A 26,813-nucleotide genomic window follows, 5' to 3' on the forward strand; every position below is an offset into this window, starting at 1 on the left:
AGCTTTTAGCTTGTATTTTACTCTTTTTCATATTTCATTCTCTCTTCCCTTGAATTTGTGATGAAACTCTGAATTCTATCGAAGGCAAAGTATACACAAGGAATTACTACCAAACTGAGAATGGTAGAAGTAATTAAACCTGCAATTACTGCAATAGCCATTGGAGCTCTAAGGGCAGCGCTTTCGCCAAATCCAATTGTTAATGGAAGAAGAGCCAAGATGGTTGTTACACTGGTCATGATAATTGGTCGAATTCTATTCTCACCAGCCATGATAATGGAATCGCGCAATGAGTTTCCTTGTTCCTTGAATTGGTTGATGGCATCTACCAGAATAATAGAGTCGTTTACTGCAATCCCTCCCAGCATAATAATTCCGATATAAGCCATAATGTTCATAGGAATCCCGAGAAGGAAGAAAGCCCAAACAGCTCCGACACCTGCCAAAGGAATGGTAAGTAGAATGGTGAATGGATGAATTAAAGATTCAAATTGAGATGCCATTACCATATAGACAAGAATTACCGAAAGCATTAGAGCAAAGCTAAGGTTTGACATGGCTTCCTGCCTTTTTTGTTCCTCACCAATTAATCCAATTTGGTAACCAGTTGGCAAGTCTACGTTTGCCAATTTCTCATTAATCTTTCCAACAACCTGGTCGAATGCCATATCACCTTGAATATCAGCACTGATTTTTCCGATTCGGTTTTGGTTTCTTCGAAGCATTTGTTTCGGCGATGAGGATTTTTCGATATGGGCCACTTCGTAAAGGGGAATTTCTGAATTGCCATTTTGAAGCATCACAGAATTCAGCTCGTTGATGCTGATCTCGGGAAGTTGAACGGTGATATCGCTCATTTCGCCACCATGCTCGTACTTGCCAGCTTGTTTTCCCATAAGCATGTCCTGTAATTGTCCGGCAATGCTTTCGGTACTCATGTTAAAAATACCAGCTTTGTAGCGATCAACCACAACATTAACTTCAGGAGCACCTTCCTCAATATTGGTTTGTACATTTGCCAATTCAGGAATGGAAATCAAACTCTCCTTTATCTCTTTCGATAAGCGTTCTAAAACCGCCATATCTTTTCCTTTTACTTCAACTTCAATAGGAGCGTCTTCTGTCCCAATTGTTGATTGTAAAGCGGTTTCATCTCTAACAATGGATATTTCTGCATTAGGAACATTGCTGATTAAAGTCCCAACATTGTTTAGAATTTCTTCAGAAAGGGAAATGTATTCCTTTTTCAATCGGATTTTGATATTGGCAGTATTCTCATTTTGGAAAACCGCTTTGTCGTTTGTACTTCCTGTATTAGGTCCAATTTTGCTGTAAACCGTTTCAATTTGATCTCCCATAGATTGCCAAAGCATCGATTCAATGGCTTCAACCGTTTTTGAAGTTCTTTCCAACTGTGTACCTTCTTGTAGCTCTATATCTAGGCTAAACTCACCAACACCACTTTTAGGTAAATATTCATTACCAACCAAAGGAAGAATAAGTCCGGTTATAACTAGTAAAACGCAAGCACTAATCATTACAAGCCCTCTTTTATTTAAAAGATTGCCCAATAACTCGCCATACCATCCAATCTTAACGGATTTAAATTTGAATTTTTTCTTACTTCCCTTGTAAGCATAGTTAAAAAGCATTGGGATAAAGAGAATGGCAACAAAAAGCGAAGCAAGCAATGAGAATGCAACAGTCCATGCCTGGTCTTTAAATAATGCACCAGAAGCACCATGCAGATAAACAATCGGAAGAAATACCACAATGGTTGTGAGTGTGGACGCAACAATAGCTCCTCCTACCTCAGAGGTTCCTTCAATGGCCGCATCTTTCACCGATAGGCCAAGCTCCATTTTTCTGAAGATATTCTCAATCACAACAATGGCATTGTCTACCAACATTCCTGCTCCAAGTGCCAACCCACCCAAAGTCATAATGTTCAGGCTAAGACCATTAAAGTACATCAGATTGAAGGTGGCAATAATAGATACCGGAATTGCAAAACTTACAATTGCTGTAACTTTGAACCTGCGAAGAAATATGAACAAAACAAAAATGGCTATCAAAACTCCTAGAAGAGCTGTTTCTTCTACTTCATCAATGGCTTTCTGTATAAACTGACCCTGATTTTGTACAATGACGAATTGATATCCAGGTAAAGCTTTTTTGATCGATTCCATTGCGGTATCGAAATCTTCTACAGCTTTTACTGTATTCGATCCTGTTTCTTTGTAAATGGAAAGCCCTACGCATCTTTCACCATTTATGCGAACAATATTTTGGGCTTGTTTAGGAACAAATTTTACTTCTGCTACATCTTTTAGTCTTATAGGTACCTTGTTTTTTACAGGAACTTGGTTGCCCTGATTTGCACCAGCTTGTGTCGGAACGTTTGTTTGTTGGTTTTTTGTGCCAACAATTACATTTTCGATTTCCTCAATATCACGAATCAAACCAGCACCTTTGATAATGTATTTGGTACCCATTTCAACAATGCTTCCGCCCGATACATTTCGGTTCAGACTTTGAATTTTCTGAACAATTTGATCTACAGTTAGACCATGAGCATCTAAAAGATATTGGTTGGTTTCAATTCGAATTTCTTTTTCAAGTGCACCAGTTAGCTCAACTTCAGCAATACCTTCCAAACGGATCAACTCATTTCGGATGTAATTTTCACCAACCTTCCGAAGTTCATCCATATCTTTTATTTCAGGATGAAGCATTCCCATGATTAGAATAGGAGATGCGTTTGGATCGTGTTGGGTGATTGTGAAATCGTCTAACTCAGAATTTTGAGAGTATGTGGTTAAAGCCTTTTGCAGGTCAAGAAATGCTTCATCCATATCGCTTCCCCAAGTATACTCAACTGTTATTCGAGCTGAACCAACCATACAAACCGATGATACTTGACTTACACCTTTTTGCCTGATTGCCTGAGATTCGATACTTTCAATAAATTGCTTTTCAATTTCTTCAGGAGGTCGTTCACCTGCTTTTATTTCCACAAAAATGCGCGGGGCATTCATTTCCGGAAACAGATCTACACTCAGTTTACCCAGCGAAACGTAGCCTAAGAGTAAAATGGCCAATACAATCATGGACACAGTTACTGGGTAATTAACTGAAAATTGAGTTATTTTCTTCATGTGGAATTACTTTACAATCTTAATTTTTGAACGATTTCGAAGAGTTTCAAAACCTTTAACAACCAATCGATCTTTCTTTTCCAAGCCTGAAACAATTTGTACTTCATCTGGGTTTTCAAGACCAAATTCAATTACACGTTCTTCCGCTAATCCTTTGTGAACAACAAAAACAACATTTCCTTTCTGTTTGTTTAGAATTACATTTTTAGGAATAACAAGAGCTGAGTCGGCTTTGGCTACAACAATTTCTCCCTTGGCAAACATTCCCGGGCGAAGCAATAGTTTTGAGTTGTTGATGTTAATAACTGCTTTGAATGAACGTGTTTCAGCATCAATGGCAGGTGAAAGTTGAGTAAGAACTCCATTTAAAGTGTCTCCAGGAATGGTATAGTTCACGATATTAACTGGCTGGCCAGTTTTAATCATGGAAATGTTTTTTTCAGCAAGATTAATTTCCATGTGAAGTTTGCTGTAATCCATCATACTTAGAACTGGAGAAGCTGCTTCTATTCTTGTGTTTTCGGTATAATAATTCAGGTTGGTAATCGTTCCTGAAAATGGAGCCTTGACTTTTAGTTTTTCCAATCGGAATATTGCATCCTCGTAGGAATATTTGGCATTAATCAGTTCAATTTCAGCATTTTTTAACTCTGAAAGGGTTACTCCACCTTTTTCGTAAAGTGACTGCTGCTTTTCGAAAGTCTGCTTCGAAATTTCCAATCGTAGCTCTAAGGATTTGATTTTGATATTATTTTCATATTCCTTGTCTTCAAGCTGAATTACAACCGTTCCTTCTTGCACGTAATCTCCCAGTTGGAATTTTCGTCCAGTTCTTGGATTGGTTTGAAGTTGGTATTTTCCGGCAACCTCCGATTTTAAATCCACTGTCTTAATTGGTTCTACAGTACCGGTTGTACTGATATATTTTTCGATGCTTTTAGGTGCAATTTCCTTTACGGATACCTGAACTGCGATATCCTTGTTTAAATCAGCTTTTTTATCATCGCAAGAAGCGAAAAGTGTAGCTCCCAAAAGTAAAAATGCAAGTCGTTTCATTGTTAAGGCCATTATATTTTGTGTTAGTATTGATTTTTAAATTAGTCCATTCTTAAGTTTTCTTGTAGCTCCAAAGGCACAAATGATTGATCTTTTTCGAAATCCCAAAGAGATTGAATCTTTAGGTTCAACAATTCCAATTTATAGTTAATTAAAGAATTAGCAAGATTCATTTTTTTCTCAGAAAGCTGATTCTGGAATCGCTCAAGATCGATACTGGTAAGATCACCATTACGGTATCGTTCCAGGTTGATTTCGTAGGTTAGTTGAGCATTTTTTTCGTTTTGTTTTTCAATTTCAATTCTTTGTATCAGGTTTTGCAGGTTGCGATAAGTTTTTCTGATGTTGATGGTAATATCGTCTTTCAAACTATTTTTATCTATTTCTCTACTTTCCACTTCCAATTCTGCAGCTCTGATTCTTGCTCTTCTTTCCCCCCAATCGAAAATTGGAATAGAGAAAGTAACCCCAACCCGTGGGCTTTTGGTTGGTTTGTCGTAAACATCAGCTAGTCTCTTATTATTTCCCATTATCCCCATAGAAAGGCTGATGTTTCCCTTAAATTCATTAATTGATGAGGTCTCAATCAAGTCGAATTTTGCATTGTTTAAATCAATTTCTCTTTTGGTAAGTTCCAATCTTTGAGTTAATCCATTCTGAATGGCTTTTTCAAGATCTACAATTACTGGGACATATTGAATATCTGTGGATACACTTATATCTTCGTAAAGAGAAATTCCTAATAGCAGTTTGAATTCATCTTTGGCATTTTCCAGTGCAACTCTGTTGTTGTCAAGAGTTGATTTGCTAGTTGCAAGATTCAACTCTGCCTGGTACAATTCTTCTTTGGCTGAGAGTCCACCTTCTACCTTACTGACAATGATTTCCTTACTTACCTTCTGATTTTCATACTCCTCTTCAGAAATTTTTAATGCCATTTGCTTCTGATAAATGGTGTAAAAAGCCTGATTTACCTGACGCTCGATATCTAGCATCTGAATGGAGTAGGAAAGTGTTGCATTTTCCAAATTCAACTCGTTTCGTGTCAGGTCCATTTTGGTTTTATTAAAGGTAAAGATTGGTTGATCATATTTCATGTACAAGTAGTTGTTGTAGCCAGAATATTCAGAATTGCTTGCCTTCGATGAGTTGTCCTGATAGCCAAACTCATTCATAAGAGAAAGTTTACCGTTGGTTAGTTTAATAGGTTGCGAAACTGTAAAAGTTCCACTGGCACCTTTATTTTCTGAGGTATTCCAAGTAGAGAAATACTCGTTGTACGATTCGGTTTTTTCGTATGAAATTGGCGTAACATCAAATGAGAATCGAGAACGCAAAGATGCCAATTGAGCATTCAATCGTTCCTTTTCCTGTTGCATACTAATTCTAGATTTTATAATGTCAGGACTGTTATCGAACGCAATTAAAAGGGCTTCTTCCAGAGTGAGTTCCTTTTGTGCTGAAGCACAGAAAGAACCAATGAATAAAAATCCTGTTAAAGCGAATGTTTTTAAGGTAAGCTTGTTAAGAATCATGCGATTATATTATTAGACTATTTATTTTCTACCCATTTAATTGCGTCAGCGAATAAATATGCACCAACGGATTTGTTATTTAATTCAACTTTTGCTGTTTCAGGAGTGATATAGAAACTGCCCAAATAATTCCAACCATTTTCCAGTTCCTGATCAGATTTATTTACCGCCTCAAATCCATCTTCATGATAGATCTTGAAGTTGTAATCTGTTTTTGTTTTCTTTTTTCGGCCCCAATATTGTTCAATCTTATTTACATGACAGAATACATCGTAGTAACCAGGATTTTTTAATTCAGGTTTCCAACTGGCGGTTCTGTCACCAATGCCTGATTTTGTGAAAAATGCAGAACGTACATACTTTCCAAAGAAACCCGATCTTAATACATTTTTCCATTCATTTGGTGGATTCCAGGTTCTTAATCTGGCATATTCTTCAATATCATCTCTTCTGCTATCAACCCATTGTTTTAATTGGCTTTTGTTAGAAACCTGAACATATTCAAATCCTTTGTCTTCATTGTCAACCACAAATTCATTGGCCTCTAAAACACCTTCAAATAACTCACACTCTTTGGTTTCATTAAAGAATTTACTCCTTTTGGTTTCAGCAAATGAGCTAAAATCATAAACCAGACTATTCGGAAGATTTTCAGATAGGTGAGTAAATACATTCATTCTTCCTGGTTCCGATGGAAATACAAACCCGACTTCTTTGGCAGAATGTGCAGGTATAAATATAGATTTTGTGAAATCAGGTTTTTCGTTTTCTTCACGCCTTCTTCTGAAGCGGTTATTTTGTCCTCCAGTTTCAATAATAACGCTTACAATTCCATCAACCGATTCAGGATTTGAAATTTTAAATCGGACTTGATATTTGATGTGATCGCCATCTTTTACCTTATAAGTTTGAAGGTCTTTTAACAGAAAGCCTGGTAGTTTGGTTGTGGTATACCAATCTTCAACTTCTAATTTTACAGATGAATTAAAGTTGGCCAACAAAAGACTATCAAATTGAGAGAAATCAAACTTTTGGAATCGGTTTGATTCAATAAACTCATTCAGTACTTTGTTGAATTCCTCTTCACCATATCTGGCTTTAAAAAGAGAGAACAAATGCTTGCCTTTTACTCTTAAAATATCGTTTAGTATGATTTGATCATCTAAATTATCTGCCTTTGGTATTTTGATATCAGCAATATCTCTTAGCGAAGAATTCTTAAGAAGTAGATTAATTCTTTCGTCTTTGCTAATTCCTTGCCAGCGCCAACGTGAGAAATTTTGTGATACTTCGTTATTTTCTTTTAAATAAACCCCTAATGCTATATTTAATGCTGGAATTTCTTTGCACGATAGACCGGATGAATGAGAAAAGTAATTAGGGAAAAGAGAAAATGTATTTCTATCAATATGATCGAACTGATACCATTCATTTGGTGGCGGCATAAAATTACCACGAATAAATCGTTTAAAAATTCGTGCCTGTAATTCTTCTTCAGATACCTCTTCATTGTCTCTTTTCATTCGCTTCTCAAAGCGCTTTTTGCGATTTTTAAAATCAGTTTCCTCCATTACAACTCCTTTCTCAGGATAGAAAATAATTTCAGGCTGAATGGCATTACTAGCAATTGACCAGTTGTGTTTGTCTAAGGAGAATTGAATTGGCACTTCGGCCATTGACAATCTTTTAAATGGATAAGAGTAACCATGTGAAGTTTCATATTCATTTTTAAGCTCTCTAATTAAAGAAGGGAGGCTATCTTGAATAACATTAAAGTGTTTTAGGAAAAACTGATTTCCTTTGATTGAATAAATCGAATATTCTATTGAATCAACATCAATACTGTGCTTTTTATAATCCCCGATTAATAAACTGATCTGAGGCAATGCATATTCCGATTCAAAAGAAAATTCACCAGAATTTATTTTACTCACTTTGCCTTGCGATATGGCCGTTAAGTTTTCCTGTGTTTTTACATGTAGTTTGAAGTCTGTAAAATCAGGAGAATATAAACTTGGATAAAGAGAGGAATAACCCACTCCTGAAATTGGATACCAAAGTGCTTCACTTGTCAGGCAAACAAAATTGTCTTTTAGGTACGAATTTCTTTTTCTAATTCTGAACATCTCTGCGGTAAAGTTGTCCCTTATCAAGTTAGGATCAGAATCTAAAAAGTGTGTTCTTTCATCAATTTTACCAGCATAATCGAATTGAAGATTAAGCTCTTTGTTGATAACAATTTCATGTTTCGGAACGATTTGTATTAATTGTTCTTTTCGAATAAATGGAACAGGTTCGTTATTAATTGATACAGAGTTAATTTTGAGCAGAGGATTTAGACTAAATATTAGAGTATCTAAATTTTGCTTTGAATTGTTTTGCGCTGTGATGTTTGCTGTAACTTGAATTTGGTCACCAAGATGCGTTAGGTTTAAGCTACACTTGCTAACTTCAAGTTTTGCGTAATCAACGTACTGATTGTTTATTGAAATTAACTTATCTCTGTATTTTTCACTTCCTATTTTAATATCCAGATATTTATAGCTTAGGCCACCTGCTATGCAAAACTTATTAGTGCCAAATAAATAGGTAAAGAAACCAATCTTTTCGATTGAGGAAGACGTGGTAGTTTCCAAATGGTAAATAGAATCAACCCAACTCCTAAAAATAGGTATATTCCTCTATGAATAGCCACTTCAAATATGTTTCCAAATCCGCCTATTGTTGAATTCATCATAGGAATCTGGTAGGCGATATAATCGAATATTTGGTAGACTTTTGTGTTTAGATAAAAAATGGTTAAGGCAATATAGCCTAACAATACAATAAATGTAATGGCTTGATTCTTTAATAAAATCATCATGAAGAAAGCCAGTCCCAGTATGTAAATAAGTGTGGGTATTGATATTAAAAGAGGGTAGTATAAAAGTACCCAAATGCTTTGCGATGATTCGTTGCTTAAAAAGGAAAAACCTATTCCCATAAGCAGCATGATGATATTCAGAATTACAAAAACCATAATAATGCCAAGCGATTTTCCCAAAATGTATTCACTATTGGTCATTGATCGGGCATAAATCACTTCAACGGTATCATTTTTACTGTCTTGCTTTAAAAATTCGGATGCCAAAAAAACCGCAACAATAGCTTGTCCAAGATTGAGAATAATAAGATTGGCATAAGGAATTGCAGCAGGCAAGGCTCGGTAGATCCATGGAGCATCACTTCCTTCGACAAAAGCGGCTATGTTAAAGCCTCCTATAAAAAGGATGGCCATAATGGCGAAAATTCTAAAGAACCATGAACGGAGTAAAGTTTTGGTTTCGTATTTGGCTACGGATCGTATGGTGTGAAGAGAAAGCATGAAGATTTTAAATTAAGGTTGCTGATTTTTCCATGAAATACACATAAGCATGTTCAAGGTTGGGTTCGAGTTCAATGGCATTTTTAAATTTACTACCATCGCCAATTAATTGAACTTCCCAGCCATCCTTAGTAGGGATAGTGGATACCACAGCATATTGTTCTTTTATTAAATCGTATTCATAACCTGAAGTATTTACTTGCCAAACATGCCCTTTTGCTTGTTCGATTAATTCCTGTGGAGAACCATTAAAGGCAAGTTTACCGGAATTGAGAAGAGCCAAGTTATTACAAACACTTGAGATATCTCCTACAATATGTGTGGAGAGAATGATGATAACATCTTTCTGACTAATTTCTGATAAGATATTTCTGAATCGGATACGTTCTTCTGGGTCAAGACCTGTTGTTGGTTCATCAACAATGATGATTTTAGGATCGCCAATTAAAGTTTGAGCAATACCCAATCTTCTTTTCATTCCTCCGGAGAGTTTGTTTGCATCACGTTCTCTTACATCAAACAGACCTACTTTTTCGAGCCACTCATCAACCTTTTCTCTTCTTATTTTTTTGCTTCTAATTCCTGCTAATGATGCGGCATAATCCAGAAATTCCCAGGTTTTTAATTTTGTAAAAAATCTAAAATCTTGTGGTAGGTATCCAAGCATGTTCCTAATTTCCTTTCGATCTTTTATTAAATCGAACCCATCGTACAATACATTACCTTCCGATGCTTGCATTAAGGTGACCAATATTCTCATTAAACTGGATTTACCAGCACCATTTGGCCCTAATAAACCAAACATGCCGTTGCCAATTTCTAAATTGATATTGTCAAGAGCCTTTTTGCCATTAGGATAAATTTTACTCAAAGAGTCTATTTTAATTTGCATGGTTAGCCTTCAATTAGTGAATTTTGTTGGTGGTTTGATCGATAAGCATAATGAATTGAAACTGTCTATCAAATTTACAATTTATGCTAAATTTTAACATGCTTTATACTCATTATTCGATAAACTAACTGGTTTACTCGATTTATGTAGTTTATCAGACAAGAAATAAGGAAGAAAGGTTACAATTTTTCAAATAAATATTTGTGCCTCGGTAAATGACTTGTAATTGATTTTTCCCTAATCTAAATAGAGCATTTCTAGAATAAAATTGAATGTTATTTTATGATTTGCAGGATGAAACTGCAGTATGTTAGTTGATAAATGCCATGCTTTAGACTATTAATAGTAATCATTAGTGTTAATGTAGATTGGATTGAAAATAGCGCAGTGCGATTGTTTGCTATTTAGAATGAATGAAAATATTGACTTCTATAGCTGAATTACTTAATTTAATCATTATTTGGAAATGGAGAAAGATATGAAGAGAAAGAAGATTTATGAAGAAATTGAACAAACGTTTGGACTTATTCCAACAATGTTTAAGCTAATTCCGGATAATACTTTGGAATTGGAGTGGAACCTTTTTAAAAAGTTACAACTTGAAGATGGAGCTATTGAAACCAAAAATCGTGAATTAATAGGTTTATCAATTGCTGCTGTAACCAAATGTAAATATTGTGCATATTTTCATACCGAAATGGCTCGACTATTTGGAGCTTCAGATGAAGAAATTGAAGAGGCCGTTCATTTTGCGAAGGCTACATCTGGTTGGAGTACTTATGTGAATGGCATGCAGATTGATTATGATGAATTCACAAGAGAAATTGATGCTGCGTGTGAGCATGTGAAACATATGCAATTGCAACATTAATATTTATAAAGATTGATGCGTGAAGTTTGTGAAGGGAGTTTTTTAGCTTCCTTCTTTTTATCTCATTATATTTGTATTAATCATTAATACAGAATTTTGTGAGTATGAAATTTAAAAATGACCATGCTAAAAAAAATGAATTTACTCCTCTTGAGATACTTCAGGAGATGGAGAAGAGAAGAGATATGATGATGATAGATGTTCGTGAACCAGTGGAAGTTAAAATCTGTCACATCGAAAATGCCAGACATATCCCAATGGGTGAAATTCCCGCAAAAATAGATGAGTTACCAAAGGACAAAGATTTGGTTGTATTTTGCCACATGGGAGTGCGTAGTAAACAGGTTATGAATTATCTTCGAAAAAATGGATTCACTCGTGTTTATAACTTAAAAGGTGGAATCGACCGCTGGTCTGTTGAGGTCGATCCTAAAGTTCAGAGATATAGATGATTTAAATAGATATCACCTCTCCTTAACTAAAAAGCAATTGTAAAAATTGAACCGACATGTAATAATTGTTTTTTAATCGGAGAGATGAATTTAAGGTACGAATTGCTCAAACATTCGATTTTAAGATTATTCTTTATATTTCTTTTACGGTTAATTCAGCACCACACGAATCTAATATTTCGACAAAAGCGCCTTCAGGAATTATTTCTCCTGAGGTGGTTGTGGCTTTTTTACCTGTACCTGCAATGATAACTTTTCCTTTTTTCTTATGCGGGTTAATCTCTTCCATAACATAGGCTTCTCTGCGATATAATTTGTATCAATTGAAAGATGCACTCCTTTTTTACTGATTAATTTTTGTTTAAGAAAGGGCTTAAGAATTAGTATGCTGATTATAGAAAGGGTTAAGAATACTACCAATTGAATTGATATGGAGAAATTAGCATAAGCCAATACACCAGCAGAAAGTGAACCAATGCCAAAGCATAGAGATGAAAAGTTGGAGGTAATAATTTCAACTACAAATAAACCTACTGACAGTAGCATCCATAAATGCCATATTTCTAGTTCCATAGTGATATGTTTTTTATATCGAGTTGTAAAATTATGACAACCTTATGTATGATCCTAGTGCCAAAACTGTCAAGTTTGCAAAAAAGATTGTAATACTCACAAAATCAACGTGTAATAGTGGTGTGAGTCTATATGCTATTAAGAATCATTCAAAATAGATTTAAATTTGTACTAATTTTGTGTAGATTTACCTTTTGTTGATTTATAAAATTATGTGTTAACTTGGTACTACTAAGGTTTGATAAAGTGAATTATATCAATAGAATTAATATTGACAACTGTAATATTTGACAAATAATGACCGATAGGAAAAAGGATCATATAGAATTGGCTTTTCGTTCTCAAATTGAAAGAAGTTTAGTTGATGATAGGTTTTACTACGAGCCATTTATAAATACTCATCCCCAAAAGGAACTTATGCCTTTTACATTTTTAGGAAAGGAAATACGCACGCCAATTTGGGTCTCGAGTATGACAGGAGGTACTAAACTTGCTGGAAAAATCAATTCGAATCTTGCAAAAGCTTGTGCAGAATTTGGTATGGGAATGGGATTAGGTTCTTGTAGGTTGTTATTGGATGACGATAAATATCTTGCAGATTTTGATGTAAGACATGTTATAGGATCAGAATTGCCATTGTACGCTAACTTAGGAATTTGTCAGCTTGAAGAGCTAATACGAAATAATGAGCTATCAAAAATTTCAAATCTGGTAAAAAAACTTCATGCAGATGGTATAATCATTCATGTAAACCCAATGCAAGAGTGGCTTCAACCCGAAGGCGATTTAATTCTAAGATCTCCAATAGACTCCATAAAAGATTTGCTGAAATATGCTGATTATCCTGTGATTGTAAAGGAAGTTGGACAGGGGTTTGGACCTAATAGTTTAAATCAACTTATGCAATTGCCTTTGCAAGCCATCGAATTCGGTGCATTTGGAGGAACCAACTTTGCAAAGATTGAAATGATGAGAAATCCGGATAACCAGATACAATTGTATGATCCTTTGACAAAAATTGGTCATACTGCTGATCAGATGTTGGAATGGACCAATGCCATTGTTGAAAGTAACAAGGATATAAAATGCAAAGAACTAATTATCTCTGGAGGAATTCATAGTTTTATTGATGGTTATTTTTTGACAGAGAAAAGTAAATTACCAGCCATATATGGTCAAGCCTCTGAATTACTAAAGTATGCGAAAGATTCGTATTCTGATCTGCAAAGTTATATACAATCTCAGGTAAAGGGTTTAAAAATAGCAAAGGCATTTTTAAGGTTAAAGTAATGGTGTGAATGTATTTTTTATGAACTGATTTGGCTTCGCTGAATAAAAAATGTATTTTAGGACCTGTAAGTATTTTATTATTTACTGAATTTTCCTTTATTGCAGGAATTAAATATTAATTTATGAAGCGAAAATCGATAATATCTGGCTTTTCCAAACTATCTCGTGAAGAAAAAGTTGCTGCTCTTACTAATAATGCTGATAAGATTAAATCAAAACTAGATAGTTTTCGACTACAGAATAAGGAACAACAAGATCTCCTGGATGAGATAAGCGAAAATACACTTTCCAATTTTTATTTGCCTTTTGGAGTTGCGCCTAATTTCTTGATAAACAAAAGTTTGTATCACATCCCAATGGTTATTGAGGAAAGTTCTGTAATTGCGGCAGCTTCTCGATCTGCGAAGTTTTGGGCCAATCATGGAGGTTTTCATGCAAGAGTTATTTCGGTGGTAAAGTCAGGGCAAGTGCATTTTTTGTGGAAAGGCGAAAAAGTAAGACTACTAGATTTATTACCTGAGTTGAAATATGAACTCTATCGAACAACAAAGGAGTTGACGAGAAATATGCGTCAGCGAGGAGGTGGGATTCAAAATATACGATTGGTAGATTTATCATATGAGATGGAAGATTATTACCAATTACATGTTGATTTTGATACTGTAGATTCCATGGGAGCGAATTTTATAAATTCATGTCTGGAACAGATGGCGCAGACCATGAAGAAATTCTTTAAGTATTATCAGGGGCTGGAAGATATTGAACGTGAATGTGAAATTATCATGTCTATTTTATCCAATTATACTCCAGATTGTGTTGTTGAAAGTTGGGTTGAATGTGATTTGCAAGAGCTAGATAATATTGAACCAGGAATGAGCGGTAGAGAGTTTGCAGAGAAATTCTTAAGAGCTTCGAAAATTGCAGAAGTGGATGTATATAGAGCTGCTACGCACAATAAAGGTATTTTTAATGGAATTGATGCAGTTGCATTGGCAACAGGCAATGATTTTAGGGCAATTGAAGCCAATGGTCATGTGTGGGCCGCTAAATCAGGTAAATATAAAAGCCTTACCCATGCATCCGTTTCAAATAATCGATTCAAGTACAAATTAACCATACCTCTGTCCTTAGGAACAGTTGGAGGATTGACTAGTTTACACCCTTTGGCTAAATTTGGTTTGGAATTGCTTGGAAAACCATCTGCCAAAGAGTTAATGATGATTACAGCTACGGCTGGATTGGCGAATAATTTTGGTGCGTTAAGATCACTGGTTACAACAGGTATACAGTATGGCCACATGAAAATGCACCTGTCGAACTTGTTAAATGCATTAAAAGCCGATTATGAGGAAAAGAAACAAGCTTTAGAGTATTTTGCCCACAAAACAGTTTCTTATAGCGAAGTAGAATCATTTATTAAATCCATTAGAACCAAATTGCGATAGTTTGACTCCATTAAATAAATATTATTCGAATGCTAAATTTCTAATTACCGGAGAATACTTGGTGTTGCATGGTGCGTTATCGTTGGCTATACCTCTTCGTTTTGGTCAATTGATGGAAATTTATGAATCTGATACGACTGAATTGGAATGGATAGCATTGGATAGAGCCCAACCATGGTTACAATTTTCAATCTCTGAAAAAGATATTTTAAGTGCAGAAAACAAAGGGAGTTCAGAGAAGGATTTTGTGTGTTTCATTTTGAATCAGGCAAAGAGATTAAATGTAGATTTTTTGCCAAATCTTTCATTAAAGGTTAAAACGGAGATCAATTTTGATAGAAATTGGGGGTTAGGAAGTAGTTCAAGTCTGATTAATAATATTGCACAATGGGCAGATGTGAATCCTTATGAATTGCACGCTTTGGTGTCAAATGGTTCTGGTTATGATATTGCTTGTGCAAATTATTGTTTGCCCATTCTGTTTCGTAAAAATGAATCTCATCCAACGATATATCCGATAAGATTCGAACCTGATTTTTCAGATCAACTTTTCTTTGTATATCTCGGAAATAAGCAAAATAGTGAGGAAAGTGTAAAGAAATATCTGAATGGCAATCCAGTAACAAAAACTCAGGTTGAGAGTGTATCACTGTTGAGTAAGAAATTGTTACAGAGTGAAAACTCCATGGAGTTTGATGCTTTGATTTCAGAACATGAAAGATTTATTGCAGAAGTGCTTCATACTGATCCTGTAAAGGTTATAAAATTTCCAGATTTCGAGGGAAGTATTAAATCATTGGGAGCATGGGGCGGAGACTTTATTTTGGTTCGATCAGATTTGGGAAAGCGAGAAGTATACCGCTATTTTTATGAGAAAGGATTAACCACAATATTTGCTTGGGATGACATTATCTTGAGTTAACAATTGAAAATCGAATGAAGAAAGGAACTGTGGCTTGGGAGAGCCCTTCAAATATTGCCTTGATAAAATATTGGGGAAAAACAGGTAGACAATACCCATGTAACCCATCTGTAAGCATGACATTGAAGAATGCTGTAAGTAGAACTCAATTGTCATTTTCAGAAAGAAAAGAGAAGTGGATAAATTTTGAATTCGAGGGAAAAGAAAATCTTGATTTTGCCAAAAGAATTGAAACACTTTTTGAAGGATTAAATGAGGAAATGCCATTTTTAAGCCAATTCTCATACTCTATTACATCAGAAAATACTTTTCCTCATTCTACAGGAATTGCAAGTTCCGCTTCGGCCATGAGTGCACTTGCATTGTGCATTTGTAGTATGGAAGAATTGATTTCAGGTAATCAACTGGAGCATGATAAGTTTTTACAAAAAGCAAGTTTTCTTGCCCGTTTGGGATCTGGTAGTGCATCGCGATCGATTTACGAATCCTATGCAACATGGGGTGAGAGTAGTGCATTTTCGAAAGCGTCGAATGATTTTGCAACTCCTTTTTCAAAATACATTCATCCAATATTTAAAGATTACCAGGACTATATTTTATTGGTAAGTTCCAAAAAGAAAAAAGTATCAAGTACAGCAGGACATGGATTGATGAAGAATCATCCATTTGCACAAGCTAGATATCATCAGGCCAATTCAAATTTTGAGCGTATGCTTGGGATTTTACGTAGTGGCGATTTGGATGATTTTATAGAAGTTCTAGAAAATGAAGCATTAAGCTTACATGGTTTAATGATGAATTCTACACCTTCATTTACCTTGATGAAACCTAATACTTTGGAAGCGATTGAATTAATTCGTGAATTTAGAGATACAACTAAAATTCCTGTAGGATTTACCTTGGATGCTGGTCCAAATATTCACCTGATGTTTCCTAAAAAAGACAGCCTAAAAGTTGATGCTTTTGTAAATGAACAGCTAAAGGATTTACTTGAAAATGGGAAATATCTTAAGGATGAAACAGGTTTAGGTCCCAAACAAATTAATATTTCTGGTGGTGCATAAAGAGAGTCAATTGTTTCATGGAAAGCTTCTTCTTTTTGGTGAATATTCTGTTTTGTTGAATTCTATGGCATTAAGCATACCTTTCAAAATGTTTAAAGCCAAATTTGATTTTATGAGTTTAAATAAATCTGAAGCAGAAATAAAATCGAATTCAGAATTAAAAAAGTATTTCAAATACCTGCTGTCCAATTCAAGTGCATTTGAGTCTGTTTTGAACTTATCGGATTTTGAAAAAGATATTAATTCAGGTTTAATTTTCAATTCCTCAATTCCAATAAGTTACGGAGTAGGTAGTTCAGGTGCATTATGTGCTGCAATCTATAAGCATTATGGGAAGAATAGTGGATCCAATGAAACAGATTTAACAGAATTGAAGCGAAAATTGTCATTGTTAGAATCAGGATTTCATGGTAAAAGTTCCGGACTGGATCCATTGATCTCTTATGTCAATAATCCAATATTGGTTTCAGGAGATGATAAACTTTCTCTTGTTAATTTGCAGTTGGATAATTTTTTTGAAAATGTTGCTGTATTTTTAATTGATACTCAACAAAAGGGAGATACGGCACCTTTGGTAAATGATTTTTTACTGAAATGTGAGTCGATAGATTTTCGAAATAGAATTGTAGAAGAACTCATACCTGTTACCCAACAATGTATTCATTGTTTTTGCAATAATGATATTGACAATTTCTTTGAATCAATACAAATTCTTTCGTCATTTCAATATCAAAATTTTACAAATAAAATCCCAAATGGTTATAGGGTATTGTGGAAAACTGGCCTCGATTCCAACAAATTTTGGTTGAAATTATGCGGTTCCGGAGGAGGAGGTTACCTTTTGGGTTTTACAAGAAACATGGAGGAAACTGAAAAATTCTTATCGAAAATGAAATTCTCATATCTGCAAATTTCTCCTACTTCGATGAGGTAAGTATTGGAATGCTATAGCTTACCTTGGTCCCTGATTTACTTGGGTTAATATTTTTCATATCTACAATTTCAAAATTCATCTTTTTGGATGATTTAAAATTGTAAATTTTTACTCTATCTAAAGCGATGGAAGTAGCCAATGATTTATGATTCTTTTTTGAGGATTGCTTTTTAGCTTCTTCTATCCCGATTCCATTGTCAATAATATCAAACTTTATGGATTGTTCATCTTCTGTTTTAGTCACTTGCACGTTTATACATGCTTCAGGATTATTTCTTAGTTTTCCATGAATAAGTGCATTCTCGATAAAAGGTTGTGCCAGCATTGGAGGAACCATTACTTCATCTTGATCCAAGGTGGCATCAATTTCGAAATGATAAGCGATGTCATTCTCGAATCTTAGTTTCTGCAGTCCAATATAATCCTCTAATGTTTGTAATTCTGTACGTAAAGAAACGAATTCCTCTCTTGAATTCTCCAAAATTCCACGTACCAAACTAGCCAATCTTGAAAGATAATTGTTGGCATCATCATTTTTTTCGTCTAAGATAAAACACTGAATTGCCGTTAAGGAGTTGAATAAAAAGTGCGGATTCATTTGTGTTAGCAATACTTTCTGACGTAGATCCATGATTTTATGATCTGCTCTCAAGCGGTTAATTCTAAGCGAAACCAAAACAGCTACAACACCAAGAATCATGACAGCCAATAAAACAATAATCCAGGCATTTTTCTGACCCAATTCAAGGTTTTGAATTTGAGTTCGTTGCTGCAACAGTTCAAATTCCTGTTTTTTCTTTTCATTTTCATAAGCAGCAGCTAATTCAGCAAATTTATTTTCAATGCTTATTGTATTTAAAGAATCTTTTAACTGAACTCCTTTAGATTGATAATCATAAGCTTGTTTAAATTGCTTTTTATCTTTATACAATGATGATAGCTGAAAAAGAATATCTGGTAATAGAAGATGACTTTCTAATTTTTTTGCAAGGTCAAATGCCTCCAATAAGTATTTTTCGCTTAGGGTATAATTCTTCAATTCGAAATAGGTAGAGCCAAGTTGTAACTTTACATTTACAAGACCAGAAAAATTCTCAAGTTCAGTTCGGAGTTTTTCTGACTTCTTTAAATACACTAAAGCCGAATCAAGCTGTTTATTGGATTGATACAAGTAACCAATGTTGAAATACAACTTAGAATCAAAAAGTTTATTGTCAATTTTCGCATTTTCCTTTAGTGCAAGATTGTAATAATCAAGCCCTTTTGAGTATTCTTTTTGTTTTTCATAAACTGCCCCCAAATTGCAATAAGCTTTGGCAATTTCTAATGAATTACTATGCTTTTGGAAGTTTTTTAAAGCCAACAGGTAGTAATCCTCTGCATATTCTAGGTTCTTAATTAATTGATGCAGATTACCTAAATTATTGTACACGCTACCTAAACCTTTGTCATATTTTGCCTCTCTGTATATTTGAAGGTTTTCAAGATAATACTCTAGAGCTTTATCATACTGTCCTTGACTTTTGTATAAGAGTCCAATATTCCCAATAACCTTTCCAACATCTACTTTAGAACCAATAGCTTCGAATTGAGGAATGGCTTTATTGTAATAATGAAAGGAGGAATCGATATTGCCTGAATAAAAATAGTTAATACCTTGACACTTATAAGCTTTTGATAAGTATACAGGGTCTTCTATTTTTTCGGCTAATAAAATCGCTTCGTTACAAACTTTTATGCTTTTAGTTAACGAATTATTCCTTAACAAAGATGATGATGAATCAAGGTAAGTTGTTATTCTTTCTTGCAAGTTTTTGCTGCTAGTCTTCTCATCGTTATTAACCGAACAAAATGATGTAAAGGATATCAGTAAAAATACAACTGTTGATATTGTTTTTTGCATGCTTAATTCTGGTTAAGTGATTAATGGAATAGAGTAGGTAACTTTGGTTCCAGTTTCACCAAGATTAATTAAATCAATGATTTCAAAATTCATCTTTTTCGAAGACTTAAAATTGTAAATCTTAACACGATCAAGAGCAATAGAAGTAGCCAATGATTTATGGCTTTTTTGTTTTGACTGTTTTTTTGCTTCTTCTATTCCAATTCCGTTGTCAATAATACTAAATCTTATCGACTCTTCATCATCTGTTTTAGAGACTTTTACATTAATACAAGCTTCAGGATTATTTCTAAGTTTTCCATGAATTAAAGCATTTTCGATAAATGGTTGTGCCAACATTGGAGGTACCATTACTTCGTCCTGATCCAAGGTCGCATCAATTTCGAAATTGTAAGCAATATCATTTTCAAATCTTAATTTCTGAAGTCCGATATAGTCTTCTAAAGTTCTTAATTCGGTTCGTAATGAAACAAATTCTTCTCTTGAATTCTCCAAAATTCCACGTACCAAACTGGCCAATCTGGAAAGATAATTGTTGGCATCATCATTTTTATCATCCAAAATGAAACTCTGAATTGCTGTTAAAGAATTGAACAGAAAGTGAGGATTCATTTGTGTCAATAATACTTTTTGACGCAGATCCATGATTTTATGATCTGCCCTCAAACGGTTAATTCTTAACGAAACCAAAACTGCCACAACTCCAAGGATCATGACAACCAATAAAACAATAATCCATGCATTTTTCTGACCTAACTCAAGTTTTTGAATTTGAGTTCGTTGTTCTAGTAGCTCAAATTCTTTCTTTTTCTGTTCCGATTCAAATTTTGCAGTTACTTCAGCTAATTGTTCATCTCTAACTATTCCTTGTAGGGAATCTGTAAGTGAGTAATATTTTTTCAGATACGAAATGACCATTTCTGGACGCTCTAATTTTTCAAGAAGGCCGGAATAGTAAAGGTATGTCACGCTTAAATCCTCAGATAAATTCTGTTTCTTGCAAAATGTTTCTGCTTTTTTAAAATAAGTTTCAGCATCTTTGAGTTGCCCCAACTCTTGTAGTACAATGGCTTTTTTGATATAAAGTTTCCCAATTCCCCAAATATCATTTAGTTGTAGTCTAATATCTTCACACTTATTAAAATACTCTAAAGCTTGTAGAGGTTTATTCAATTTTTGATAACATTCACCAATATTTAATTGAATAATTGCCTTGTGCTGCAACATTCCATCCTTCTCGTTCAGTCTTAAAGCTTTAAGCTGATAGCTTAAGGATTCTTCAAATAATCCTTGTTCGAATTTAATAACACCAATATTGGTTAATACTCTTGAATAACGCTGAGTTTCATTTATTTTGAAATAGATCTCTTTTGCTTTAAGATAAAACTTTAATGCTTTGTTAGAATTCCCAAGTGTTTGGTATACCCCTCCAATATTTGTGTAAGCGGCAGCAATTCCTTTGGTATAATTTAAAGCCTCATATATTTCAAGTGCATTTAAATATTGTTGTAGTGCTTTATCGTATTTATTTGTTCTTCGGTAAACTACTCCGATGTTTGAATTCAAAATGGCAACATTTAGGCTGTCATCGATCGAAGAAAATTCCTCTTTTGCTTTGTTGTAGTGATAGTAAGCGGAGTCGAATAAACCTTGGTAGAAAAATGTAATTCCTTGAGATTTATGAGCGATGGCTTTAATCTCGGCCTTGTCTGTTTTTTTTGCTAATTCTATTGCTTTTCTTCCTATATCTGTGCTTGTATCATATGAAGAATCTCTTAAAGCTTTAGCTTGATTTAGAAGCTGCTTAATTTGTTCTTCGGATTGAATCTGTGGATTATCATTGAAAATACCAACAGCGTATATAAAGTTTGTAAAAACAACTAAATGAAGTAGTAAGCCTATTCGTCTCATGTTTTAGAGTATATTAATAGAAAATCATTGCAAAATATGAATATTCAATGAAAAACAGACAACTACTTAGCAAAAAGTAGATTTATGGTAATAAAAAAGCCTGATCATTGATCAGGCTTTCAGTATCCAAATTTAAATGGAATTAAAAATTGTATGTAATACCAACACCTGGTAACCAAGCTCTGTATTTGTATTCTCCTGCAAAACCTGAGTTGCTATCCACTCTGTCCACTTTTTCTCCTTCATTGTATAGTAATGAAGCATCTAAGCTAAGCTTGTTGTTAAGTTTATAAGAAAAACCTAATGAAATGCCTACTTTGTTCGCTCCTGGAGTTTCAGGAGTATAGTACATATCATTTGTTGGTGTTTCGTCGAAATATAAACCAGCATAAAGATCTAATTTTTCATTAGCAGTGTATCTTGCACCAAATCTCCAAGTCATTGTATTGTCCCAGTCTCTTGTACTTTCAGAATCGGCAAGAACAGGAATCATTACATTAGGGATGCTAGGATGAGGAATAGAAGTATTTTTTTCAAAATCAAAATTCAATGATTTGTATGCATTCCATTTAATAAAGTTTGCATCAGCAGAAACCAACCATTTGTCGTTGATCTGATATGCAAAACCAATATTTAAACTTGCAGGAAGTGGTAATGATGCTGCAACTCCTCCATCAGGGAAAAGTGCAGAAATACCTTCAGGAACAGTAAAATCAGCATCTGCATCAGAATATTCAAGATCAACATCTACTTGCGATCTGTATGAAATACCAATGTTTAATTTTTCAGTAGGTTGCAAGAAAACTCCAAGGTTATAACCATACTGAATGTTGTTTCCTGAAATATTTACTGAGCCAAAAACCGGATCAGCTGATCTACAAGAGGTCCTACATTTACCGCTCTGTTTAAATCTTCTTCTCCGTAAACAATATTTAGTCCTGCACCAACACTTAACCAGTCATTTATTTTATAAGAAACTGTTGGTTGAATATAAATTGCTTTTAAGGTAATGTCTTGAATTAATTGATTCCCAGACCAGTCATTTCCCCAATCCATAGTGTTTCCAAATGGAGTATATACCCCAAGACCAACAGCAAGCTTTTCGCTTACTTTCATTGATCCATATAAATAGAACGGAGTATTTGTTGGGTTATCTGTAGATTCAGTACCATTTAATCCTGTATATTCTGCTTTAGTAAAAGTGCCAAATCCACCTAATGAGAAGCTATATTTGTTACTTAATGTTGCCAATGCACCTGGGTTCCATTGCATGCTGCTTGCGTCAAAGTTTAATGCAGTACCAACATGTCCCATCCCAGTTTGCTTAGCTCCCTGAAGATTAACAGCATAACCTTCTGCTTTTACATTGTATGCCATTGCAATTACAGCGATGGCTAAACAAATTCTTTTAATCATAAGTTGATGTTTTAAAATTTCGATCTGAATATAATTTAAAAACTTTGTCTTGCAAGTGTAATACAATTAAGATCAGGAGGTTGAGGTGTGTAAATATCAGTAAATCAAAATCATGCAAATATTTAGATTTATCGATAAGAAAAAGGATGGATAATTTTCAATGGTCTTTTATTAAATTTTAATACTTTTATCTTGAATAAGATATCTTTATTCAATGATATGGATAGAAACTTGAATAAAAAAACATCTGGAAATTATACTTATCAGAGTTTTAAAGAGGGGTATAGAAGCGTAACTCCTTCTTTAATTAATCGTTCTTTTGAATGGAAGGATAAACAGATTAATATTCTGTTAGAGAGTGCGATGTTGGAATTGGGGGAGCTGAATGCATTCTCTAAATTTTTTCCAAACATAAATCGTTACATTCCTTTATTTGTAGCACAAGAGGCTGTTGCTTCCAATATGATAGAAGGGAGCAAATGTAATTTATCACAAGCTTTTGTGCCTGAAAACTCGAAAAGTTTCAAACGCATATATGAGCAAAAGGAAATTAGCAATCATATCGAAGCAATAAAATGGGGAGTTAAGGAGTTAAAACGCTTTCCTTTGAGTATTCGATTGGTAAAAGAAGCTCATAAGATACTGTGCTCCGATCTTCCTCAGATGGAGGATTACGGTGGAAAAATCAGACCATATTATCATTCAAATGATAAAAAATTTGAGGATGGATTTGAATATACACCTCCCAATAAGCATGAATTAAAGATTTTGATTAATGATGGTAAAAAATTCTGGAGAAATGAATCTCTAGAATTGCCTCAGTTAATTAAAATGGCTATTTCATTATATCAATTCGAAAATATACTGCCATTTCTTGATGGTAATGGAAGAACTGCACGAACCCTTATCCTTTTCGAAATGATGGAGTTAAATTTTGTGCGCAAACCTGTCTTTTGTTTATCAGTGTTTTTTGAACGTAATAGGTTGGAATATTATCATCGACTAAATCTAATTCGATCGAAAAATGATATAGAGCAATGGATTCGTTTTTTCCTGACTGGAATCAAAGAGTCAGCTCTCTATAGTAAAGAGATTTTGAGTAATATCAACTCAATGGAGGAAAGAAATCAGAAGTTGATCGAGGAGCAAATGGGTAAGAAAAGACATCAATCTGCCAAACAATTGATTACAGAGTTCTATTCCAAGCCATTTTTATCGGTAAATGATATCAAAGAAAAGTTGGGACTGAGCTTTCAATCAGCCAATTTACTCATAAAAGAATTTGAGAATATTGGATTGGTTAAAGAGCTGGTTGGAGCTAGAAGGAATAGACTTTTTTATTTGTGGGAGTATTTGCAGCTATTTGAATTATAGAAAAGCCGATTCAGTAAAGAATCGGCTTTTTATTATTAATTGTGATTTACCCTAATACCTCTTTCATTTTCTTGCCTATATCTGCAGGTGATTCAACTACGTGAATTCCAGCTGCAGCGAGAGCCTTCATTTTTTCTTCGGCAGTACCTTTACCGCCAGCAATAATTGCTCCGGCATGTCCCATTCGTTTACCAGGAGGTGCTGTTTGACCTGCGATAAATGCAACAACAGGCTTGTCTACATTCTCTGCAATGTAAGCTGCAGCAGTTTCTTCATCCGAACCTCCAATTTCACCAATTAGTACGATGGCTTCTGTTTTTGGATCTTCATTCAGCAATTTCACTGCATCAATATGACGGGTTCCAATAATAGGGTCACCTCCAATACCAATGGCAGTTGACTGACCAAAACCAGCTTCACCCAATTGGTGCACCGCTTCGTAGGTTAATGTACCCGAACGTGAGACGATACCAATGGTTCCTGGCTTGTGAATAAATCCAGGCATGATGCCAATTTTTGCTTCACCAGGAGTAATAACACCCGGACAGTTTGGACCCACTAAAGTTGTATTTGGATATTTCTTTAAGTATTCGTGAACTTCCAGCATATCAAGTGCAGGAATTCCTTCCGTAATACAAATCACCAAAGCAACGCCAGCCTCAGCAGCTTCCATGATCGCATCGGCTGCGAATGGAGGTGGAACAAAAATTACAGATGCATTGGCGCCAGTTTTTTCAACCGCACCTTTCATGGTGTTGTAAATAGGTACTTTATCCATAAACATTTGGCCTCCTTTTCCTGGAGTTACACCTGCTACAACATTGGTTCCATATTCAATCATTTGTTGGGTGTGGAACGCACCTTCTGAACCAGTGATTCCCTGAACCACTAGTTTTGTATTTTTATCAACTAGTACACTCATTATGCTTCGATGGTTTTTAGGGTGGATACAACTTTTTCTGCAGCATCTCTTAATTCGGTAGCTGCAATAATATTCATGCCTGATTCTTCAAGTAGTTTTTTCCCTTCCTCGGCATTTGTTCCTTGTAAACGAACTACTATAGGAACTTCTGTATCGATATTTTTAATGGCTTCGATAACACCTTTGGCAACCCTGTCGCAACGAACAATACCACCAAAAATATTAATCAATACTGCCTTTACATTCTTATCTGACAGGATAATTCTAAAACCTTTTTCAACAGTTTCAGCAGAAGCTCCACCACCAACATCAAGGAAGTTTGCAGCTCGCCACCTGTTAGTTTAATAATATCCATAGTTCCCATTGCCAAACCAGCACCGTTCACCATACATCCTATATTTCCTTCCAACTTGATGTAGTTCAAACCAGATCTACCAGCCTCAATTTCCAAAGGCTCCTCTTCGTCTAAATCACGAAGTGCTATAATATCCTTATGACGATACAAAGCATTGTCATCGAAGTTGGCTTTTGCATCCAAAGCTAAAACATCTCCTTCTTTGGTAACCACCAAAGGGTTAATTTCAAACAATGAAGCATCGGTTCCCATATAGGCTTTGTAAAGTGCCATAAAGAATTTAACAGCATTTTTAAAAGCATCTCCTGTCATGTTCAAAGCAAAAGCCATTTGTCTTGCCTGGAATGGACGCAATCCAACAGCAGGATCAACAGCAACTTTTACAATTTTTTCTGGAGTTTCTTCTGCTACTTTTTCAATTTCCATCCCTCCTTCGGTTGATACCATAAAGGTTACCATTGAAGTGGCACGGTCAAGAACTATACCTGCGTACAATTCTCTGTCAATGTTGGAAGCGGCTTCGATAAGTACTTTCTTCACTAGTTTTCCTTCAGGACCAGTTTGATGAGTTACCAAAGTCATACCTAGGATGTCGTTGGCATATTGAGAAACATCTTGTGCCGTTGGAGCAAATTTAACTCCACCACCTTTTCCTCTACCTCCGGCGTGAATTTGGGCTTTAACAACTACCGGTAAGCCAATTTCGGCTGCGGCCTCTTCAGCTTCCTTTACCGAGAATGCGATTTTGCTTTCTGGAACAGGAACACCAAACGAGCGTAAAATTTCTTTTGCTTGATATTCGTGAATCTTCATTCTATAAAAATTTTTTGTTAGGCTTGGAATGACCTGCAAAAGTTCTGCTGGTATTGTTTTACTTGATTTTGAACAGATTTAGGCAAGTCGGTTAATAATGATACAAATGTTTAATTTTTAGATGAACCTAAATATATAAATATCTGCATGGAATAAAAAGGTGATTTATCAGAAATTTAAAGATTTTCGCATCTTTAATTTACATTTTTGTGTAAGTTGTTGGAATTCATTGATAATACAAGGTGTTATTCTTTTTCGATGGGTTTATAGATTGTGACAATAAGTTTTGATGGTGGTAAAACTTTCGATAATTTATAAATAATAGAGTAACTTCATGGCAAATTCAAATTTGCATGTACCCAGTTGAACTTCGCTTAGATATTTTTTCACTTCTGATCCTGTTGGGGATTTTTCAAGGATTTTTTCTAACCTATTTTTTCCTGAACAAAGAAAATCGTATGGTTTTATCCAATCGTGTTTACGGGTTTCTATTATTAAGTCTTTCCCTTTTGATTTTTGATCATTGGTTGAATTATACAGGCTACATGACTCGGGTAATTTTC

The 26,813-nt window shown here is 34.7% G+C and carries 21 protein-coding genes and 1 pseudogene; 8 read left to right on the forward strand and 14 right to left on the reverse strand.

All coding sequences use genetic code 11. From position 1 onward, the window contains the following. Nucleotides 1-17: 17 nt before the first annotated feature. From JCM15579_RS09985 to JCM15579_RS10010, 6 genes are read right to left on the reverse strand one after another with little or no spacing between them, the layout of a single operon-like run. Nucleotides 18-3,158, reverse strand: a complete 3,141-nt coding sequence (locus JCM15579_RS09985; protein ID WP_054719430.1) for an efflux RND transporter permease subunit — start codon at nt 3,156-3,158, stop codon at nt 18-20. Nucleotides 3,159-3,164: 6 nt separating this feature from the next. Further along, nucleotides 3,165-4,214 carry an efflux RND transporter periplasmic adaptor subunit gene (locus tag JCM15579_RS09990; protein WP_083464635.1) on the reverse strand — a complete coding sequence of 350 codons (1,050 nt, stop codon included), beginning with the start codon at nt 4,212-4,214 and terminating at the stop codon, nt 3,165-3,167. A 41-nt stretch (nt 4,215-4,255) separates the two neighbouring features. After that, nucleotides 4,256-5,749 (reverse strand): TolC family protein, encoded by a 1,494-nt coding sequence (locus JCM15579_RS09995; protein ID WP_054719436.1) that lies wholly within the window; start codon nt 5,747-5,749, stop codon nt 4,256-4,258. Between the two features lie 17 nt (nt 5,750-5,766). Continuing rightward, nucleotides 5,767-8,385: a golvesin C-terminal-like domain-containing protein gene (locus tag JCM15579_RS10000; protein ID WP_054719439.1), complete on the reverse strand. Its 2,619-nt coding sequence runs from the start codon at nt 8,383-8,385 to the stop codon at nt 5,767-5,769. Then, a complete protein-coding gene (locus JCM15579_RS10005; RefSeq protein ID WP_054719442.1) occupies nt 8,307-9,113 on the reverse strand; it encodes an ABC transporter permease in 807 nt (268 codons plus the stop codon). The genes JCM15579_RS10000 and JCM15579_RS10005 overlap by 79 nt, the downstream gene beginning before the upstream one ends. Before the next feature lie 7 nt (nt 9,114-9,120). Continuing rightward, the gene (locus JCM15579_RS10010; RefSeq protein WP_245625869.1) at nt 9,121-9,984 is read right to left on the reverse strand and encodes an ABC transporter ATP-binding protein; all 864 of its coding nucleotides are present in this window, start codon (nt 9,982-9,984) and stop codon (nt 9,121-9,123) included. 499 nt (nt 9,985-10,483) lie between these two features. Between JCM15579_RS10010 and JCM15579_RS10015 the strand changes: the two genes are divergently transcribed. Then, complete coding sequence (locus JCM15579_RS10015) at nt 10,484-10,876, forward strand: carboxymuconolactone decarboxylase family protein (RefSeq protein WP_172677413.1); 393 nt, start codon at nt 10,484-10,486, stop codon at nt 10,874-10,876. Between the two features lie 104 nt (nt 10,877-10,980). Next, the gene (locus JCM15579_RS10020) at nt 10,981-11,328 is read left to right on the forward strand and encodes a rhodanese-like domain-containing protein (RefSeq protein ID WP_083464626.1); all 348 of its coding nucleotides are present in this window, start codon (nt 10,981-10,983) and stop codon (nt 11,326-11,328) included. 133 nt (nt 11,329-11,461) lie between these two features. Here the strand turns inward: JCM15579_RS10020 and JCM15579_RS20210 are convergent, their stop codons facing one another. Next, nucleotides 11,462-11,617, reverse strand: coding sequence for a hypothetical protein (locus JCM15579_RS20210; protein ID WP_157471427.1), 156 nt, complete (start codon nt 11,615-11,617; stop codon nt 11,462-11,464). Between the two features lie 581 nt (nt 11,618-12,198). On the opposite strand from JCM15579_RS20210, the gene JCM15579_RS10030 reads away from it, so the two are divergent. The 5 genes from JCM15579_RS10030 to JCM15579_RS10050 all read left to right on the forward strand — a co-directional run bounded on the left by JCM15579_RS10030 (nt 12,199) and on the right by JCM15579_RS10050 (nt 17,556). Next, nucleotides 12,199-13,191, forward strand: coding sequence for a beta/alpha barrel domain-containing protein (locus JCM15579_RS10030; RefSeq protein WP_054719454.1), 993 nt, complete (start codon nt 12,199-12,201; stop codon nt 13,189-13,191). 122 nt (nt 13,192-13,313) lie between these two features. Beyond that, a complete protein-coding gene (locus JCM15579_RS10035; protein WP_054719457.1) occupies nt 13,314-14,636 on the forward strand; it encodes a hydroxymethylglutaryl-CoA reductase, degradative in 1,323 nt (440 codons plus the stop codon). A 1-nt stretch (nt 14,637) separates the two neighbouring features. Continuing rightward, nucleotides 14,638-15,558: a GYDIA family GHMP kinase gene (locus tag JCM15579_RS10040; RefSeq protein ID WP_054719460.1), complete on the forward strand. Its 921-nt coding sequence runs from the start codon at nt 14,638-14,640 to the stop codon at nt 15,556-15,558. A gap of 14 nt (nt 15,559-15,572) precedes the next feature. Continuing rightward, nucleotides 15,573-16,622, forward strand: coding sequence for a diphosphomevalonate decarboxylase (locus tag JCM15579_RS10045; RefSeq protein ID WP_054719463.1), 1,050 nt, complete (start codon nt 15,573-15,575; stop codon nt 16,620-16,622). A gap of 112 nt (nt 16,623-16,734) precedes the next feature. Continuing rightward, nucleotides 16,735-17,556 carry a GHMP family kinase ATP-binding protein gene (locus JCM15579_RS10050; protein WP_157471428.1) on the forward strand — a complete coding sequence of 274 codons (822 nt, stop codon included), beginning with the start codon at nt 16,735-16,737 and terminating at the stop codon, nt 17,554-17,556. Here JCM15579_RS10050 and JCM15579_RS10055 read toward each other — a convergent pair. The 4 genes from JCM15579_RS10055 to JCM15579_RS21915 all read right to left on the reverse strand — a co-directional run bounded on the left by JCM15579_RS10055 (nt 17,540) and on the right by JCM15579_RS21915 (nt 22,786). After that, the gene (locus JCM15579_RS10055) at nt 17,540-19,459 is read right to left on the reverse strand and encodes a tetratricopeptide repeat-containing sensor histidine kinase (RefSeq protein ID WP_054719469.1); all 1,920 of its coding nucleotides are present in this window, start codon (nt 19,457-19,459) and stop codon (nt 17,540-17,542) included. The two genes, JCM15579_RS10050 and JCM15579_RS10055, sit on opposite strands and share 17 nt — an antisense overlap. A 12-nt stretch (nt 19,460-19,471) precedes the next feature. Beyond that, the gene (locus tag JCM15579_RS10060) at nt 19,472-21,370 is read right to left on the reverse strand and encodes a tetratricopeptide repeat-containing sensor histidine kinase (RefSeq protein WP_054719471.1); all 1,899 of its coding nucleotides are present in this window, start codon (nt 21,368-21,370) and stop codon (nt 19,472-19,474) included. A gap of 142 nt (nt 21,371-21,512) precedes the next feature. Then, a complete protein-coding gene (locus tag JCM15579_RS21910) occupies nt 21,513-22,328 on the reverse strand; it encodes an OmpP1/FadL family transporter (RefSeq protein ID WP_083464627.1) in 816 nt (271 codons plus the stop codon). Beyond that, the gene (locus JCM15579_RS21915) at nt 22,217-22,786 is read right to left on the reverse strand and encodes an OmpP1/FadL family transporter (protein ID WP_054719474.1); all 570 of its coding nucleotides are present in this window, start codon (nt 22,784-22,786) and stop codon (nt 22,217-22,219) included. Before JCM15579_RS21915 ends, JCM15579_RS21910 begins: the two co-directional genes overlap by 112 nt. A 192-nt stretch (nt 22,787-22,978) precedes the next feature. Between JCM15579_RS21915 and JCM15579_RS10075 the strand changes: the two genes are divergently transcribed. Continuing rightward, a complete protein-coding gene (locus JCM15579_RS10075; RefSeq protein WP_157471429.1) occupies nt 22,979-24,160 on the forward strand; it encodes a Fic family protein in 1,182 nt (393 codons plus the stop codon). 46 nt (nt 24,161-24,206) lie between these two features. Here the strand turns inward: JCM15579_RS10075 and sucD are convergent, their stop codons facing one another. From sucD to sucC, 3 genes and pseudogenes are all read right to left on the reverse strand, one after another. Continuing rightward, nucleotides 24,207-25,082 (reverse strand): succinate--CoA ligase subunit alpha, encoded by an 876-nt coding sequence (gene sucD, locus JCM15579_RS10080; protein ID WP_054719479.1) that lies wholly within the window; start codon nt 25,080-25,082, stop codon nt 24,207-24,209. Next, nucleotides 25,082-25,348 (reverse strand): annotated as a pseudogene (locus JCM15579_RS22430) (hypothetical protein); the annotation flags it as partial. The gene sucD and the pseudogene JCM15579_RS22430, both read right to left, overlap by 1 nt. After that, nucleotides 25,321-26,250, reverse strand: coding sequence for an ADP-forming succinate--CoA ligase subunit beta (gene sucC / locus JCM15579_RS10085; RefSeq protein WP_305067100.1), 930 nt, complete (start codon nt 26,248-26,250; stop codon nt 25,321-25,323). The pseudogene JCM15579_RS22430 and the gene sucC, both read right to left, overlap by 28 nt. Nucleotides 26,251-26,813: the final 563 nt, after the last annotated feature.

The organism is Marinifilum fragile JCM 15579, from assembly GCF_001310955.1.
Taxonomy (GTDB): domain Bacteria; phylum Bacteroidota; class Bacteroidia; order Bacteroidales; family Marinifilaceae; genus Marinifilum; species Marinifilum fragile.

Excerpts from the sequence above, each read along its gene's own strand:
- JCM15579_RS10055 (WP_054719469.1), bottom strand. The coding sequence starts at position 19,459 with ATGCAAAAAACAATATCAACAGTTGTATTTTTACTGATATCCTTTACA.
- JCM15579_RS10005 (WP_054719442.1), bottom strand. The coding sequence starts at position 9,113 with ATGCTTTCTCTTCACACCATACGATCCGTAGCCAAATACGAAACCAAA.
- JCM15579_RS10050 (WP_157471428.1), top strand. The coding sequence starts at position 16,735 with ATGAGTTTAAATAAATCTGAAGCAGAAATAAAATCGAATTCAGAATTA.
- JCM15579_RS10045 (WP_054719463.1), top strand. The coding sequence starts at position 15,573 with ATGAAGAAAGGAACTGTGGCTTGGGAGAGCCCTTCAAATATTGCCTTG.
- JCM15579_RS10030 (WP_054719454.1), top strand. The coding sequence starts at position 12,199 with ATGACCGATAGGAAAAAGGATCATATAGAATTGGCTTTTCGTTCTCAA.
- JCM15579_RS10060 (WP_054719471.1), bottom strand. The coding sequence starts at position 21,370 with ATGAGACGAATAGGCTTACTACTTCATTTAGTTGTTTTTACAAACTTT.
- JCM15579_RS09985 (WP_054719430.1), bottom strand. The coding sequence starts at position 3,158 with ATGAAGAAAATAACTCAATTTTCAGTTAATTACCCAGTAACTGTGTCC.
- JCM15579_RS20210 (WP_157471427.1), bottom strand. The coding sequence starts at position 11,617 with ATGGAAGAGATTAACCCGCATAAGAAAAAAGGAAAAGTTATCATTGCA.
- JCM15579_RS09995 (WP_054719436.1), bottom strand. The coding sequence starts at position 5,749 with ATGATTCTTAACAAGCTTACCTTAAAAACATTCGCTTTAACAGGATTT.
- JCM15579_RS10020 (WP_083464626.1), top strand. The coding sequence starts at position 10,981 with ATGAAATTTAAAAATGACCATGCTAAAAAAAATGAATTTACTCCTCTT.
- sucD (WP_054719479.1), bottom strand. The coding sequence starts at position 25,082 with ATGAGTGTACTAGTTGATAAAAATACAAAACTAGTGGTTCAGGGAATC.
- JCM15579_RS09990 (WP_083464635.1), bottom strand. The coding sequence starts at position 4,214 with ATGAAACGACTTGCATTTTTACTTTTGGGAGCTACACTTTTCGCTTCT.
- JCM15579_RS10035 (WP_054719457.1), top strand. The coding sequence starts at position 13,314 with ATGAAGCGAAAATCGATAATATCTGGCTTTTCCAAACTATCTCGTGAA.
- JCM15579_RS21915 (WP_054719474.1), bottom strand. The coding sequence starts at position 22,786 with ATGATTAAAAGAATTTGTTTAGCCATCGCTGTAATTGCAATGGCATAC.
- sucC (WP_305067100.1), bottom strand. The coding sequence starts at position 26,250 with ATGAAGATTCACGAATATCAAGCAAAAGAAATTTTACGCTCGTTTGGT.
- JCM15579_RS10015 (WP_172677413.1), top strand. The coding sequence starts at position 10,484 with ATGAAGAGAAAGAAGATTTATGAAGAAATTGAACAAACGTTTGGACTT.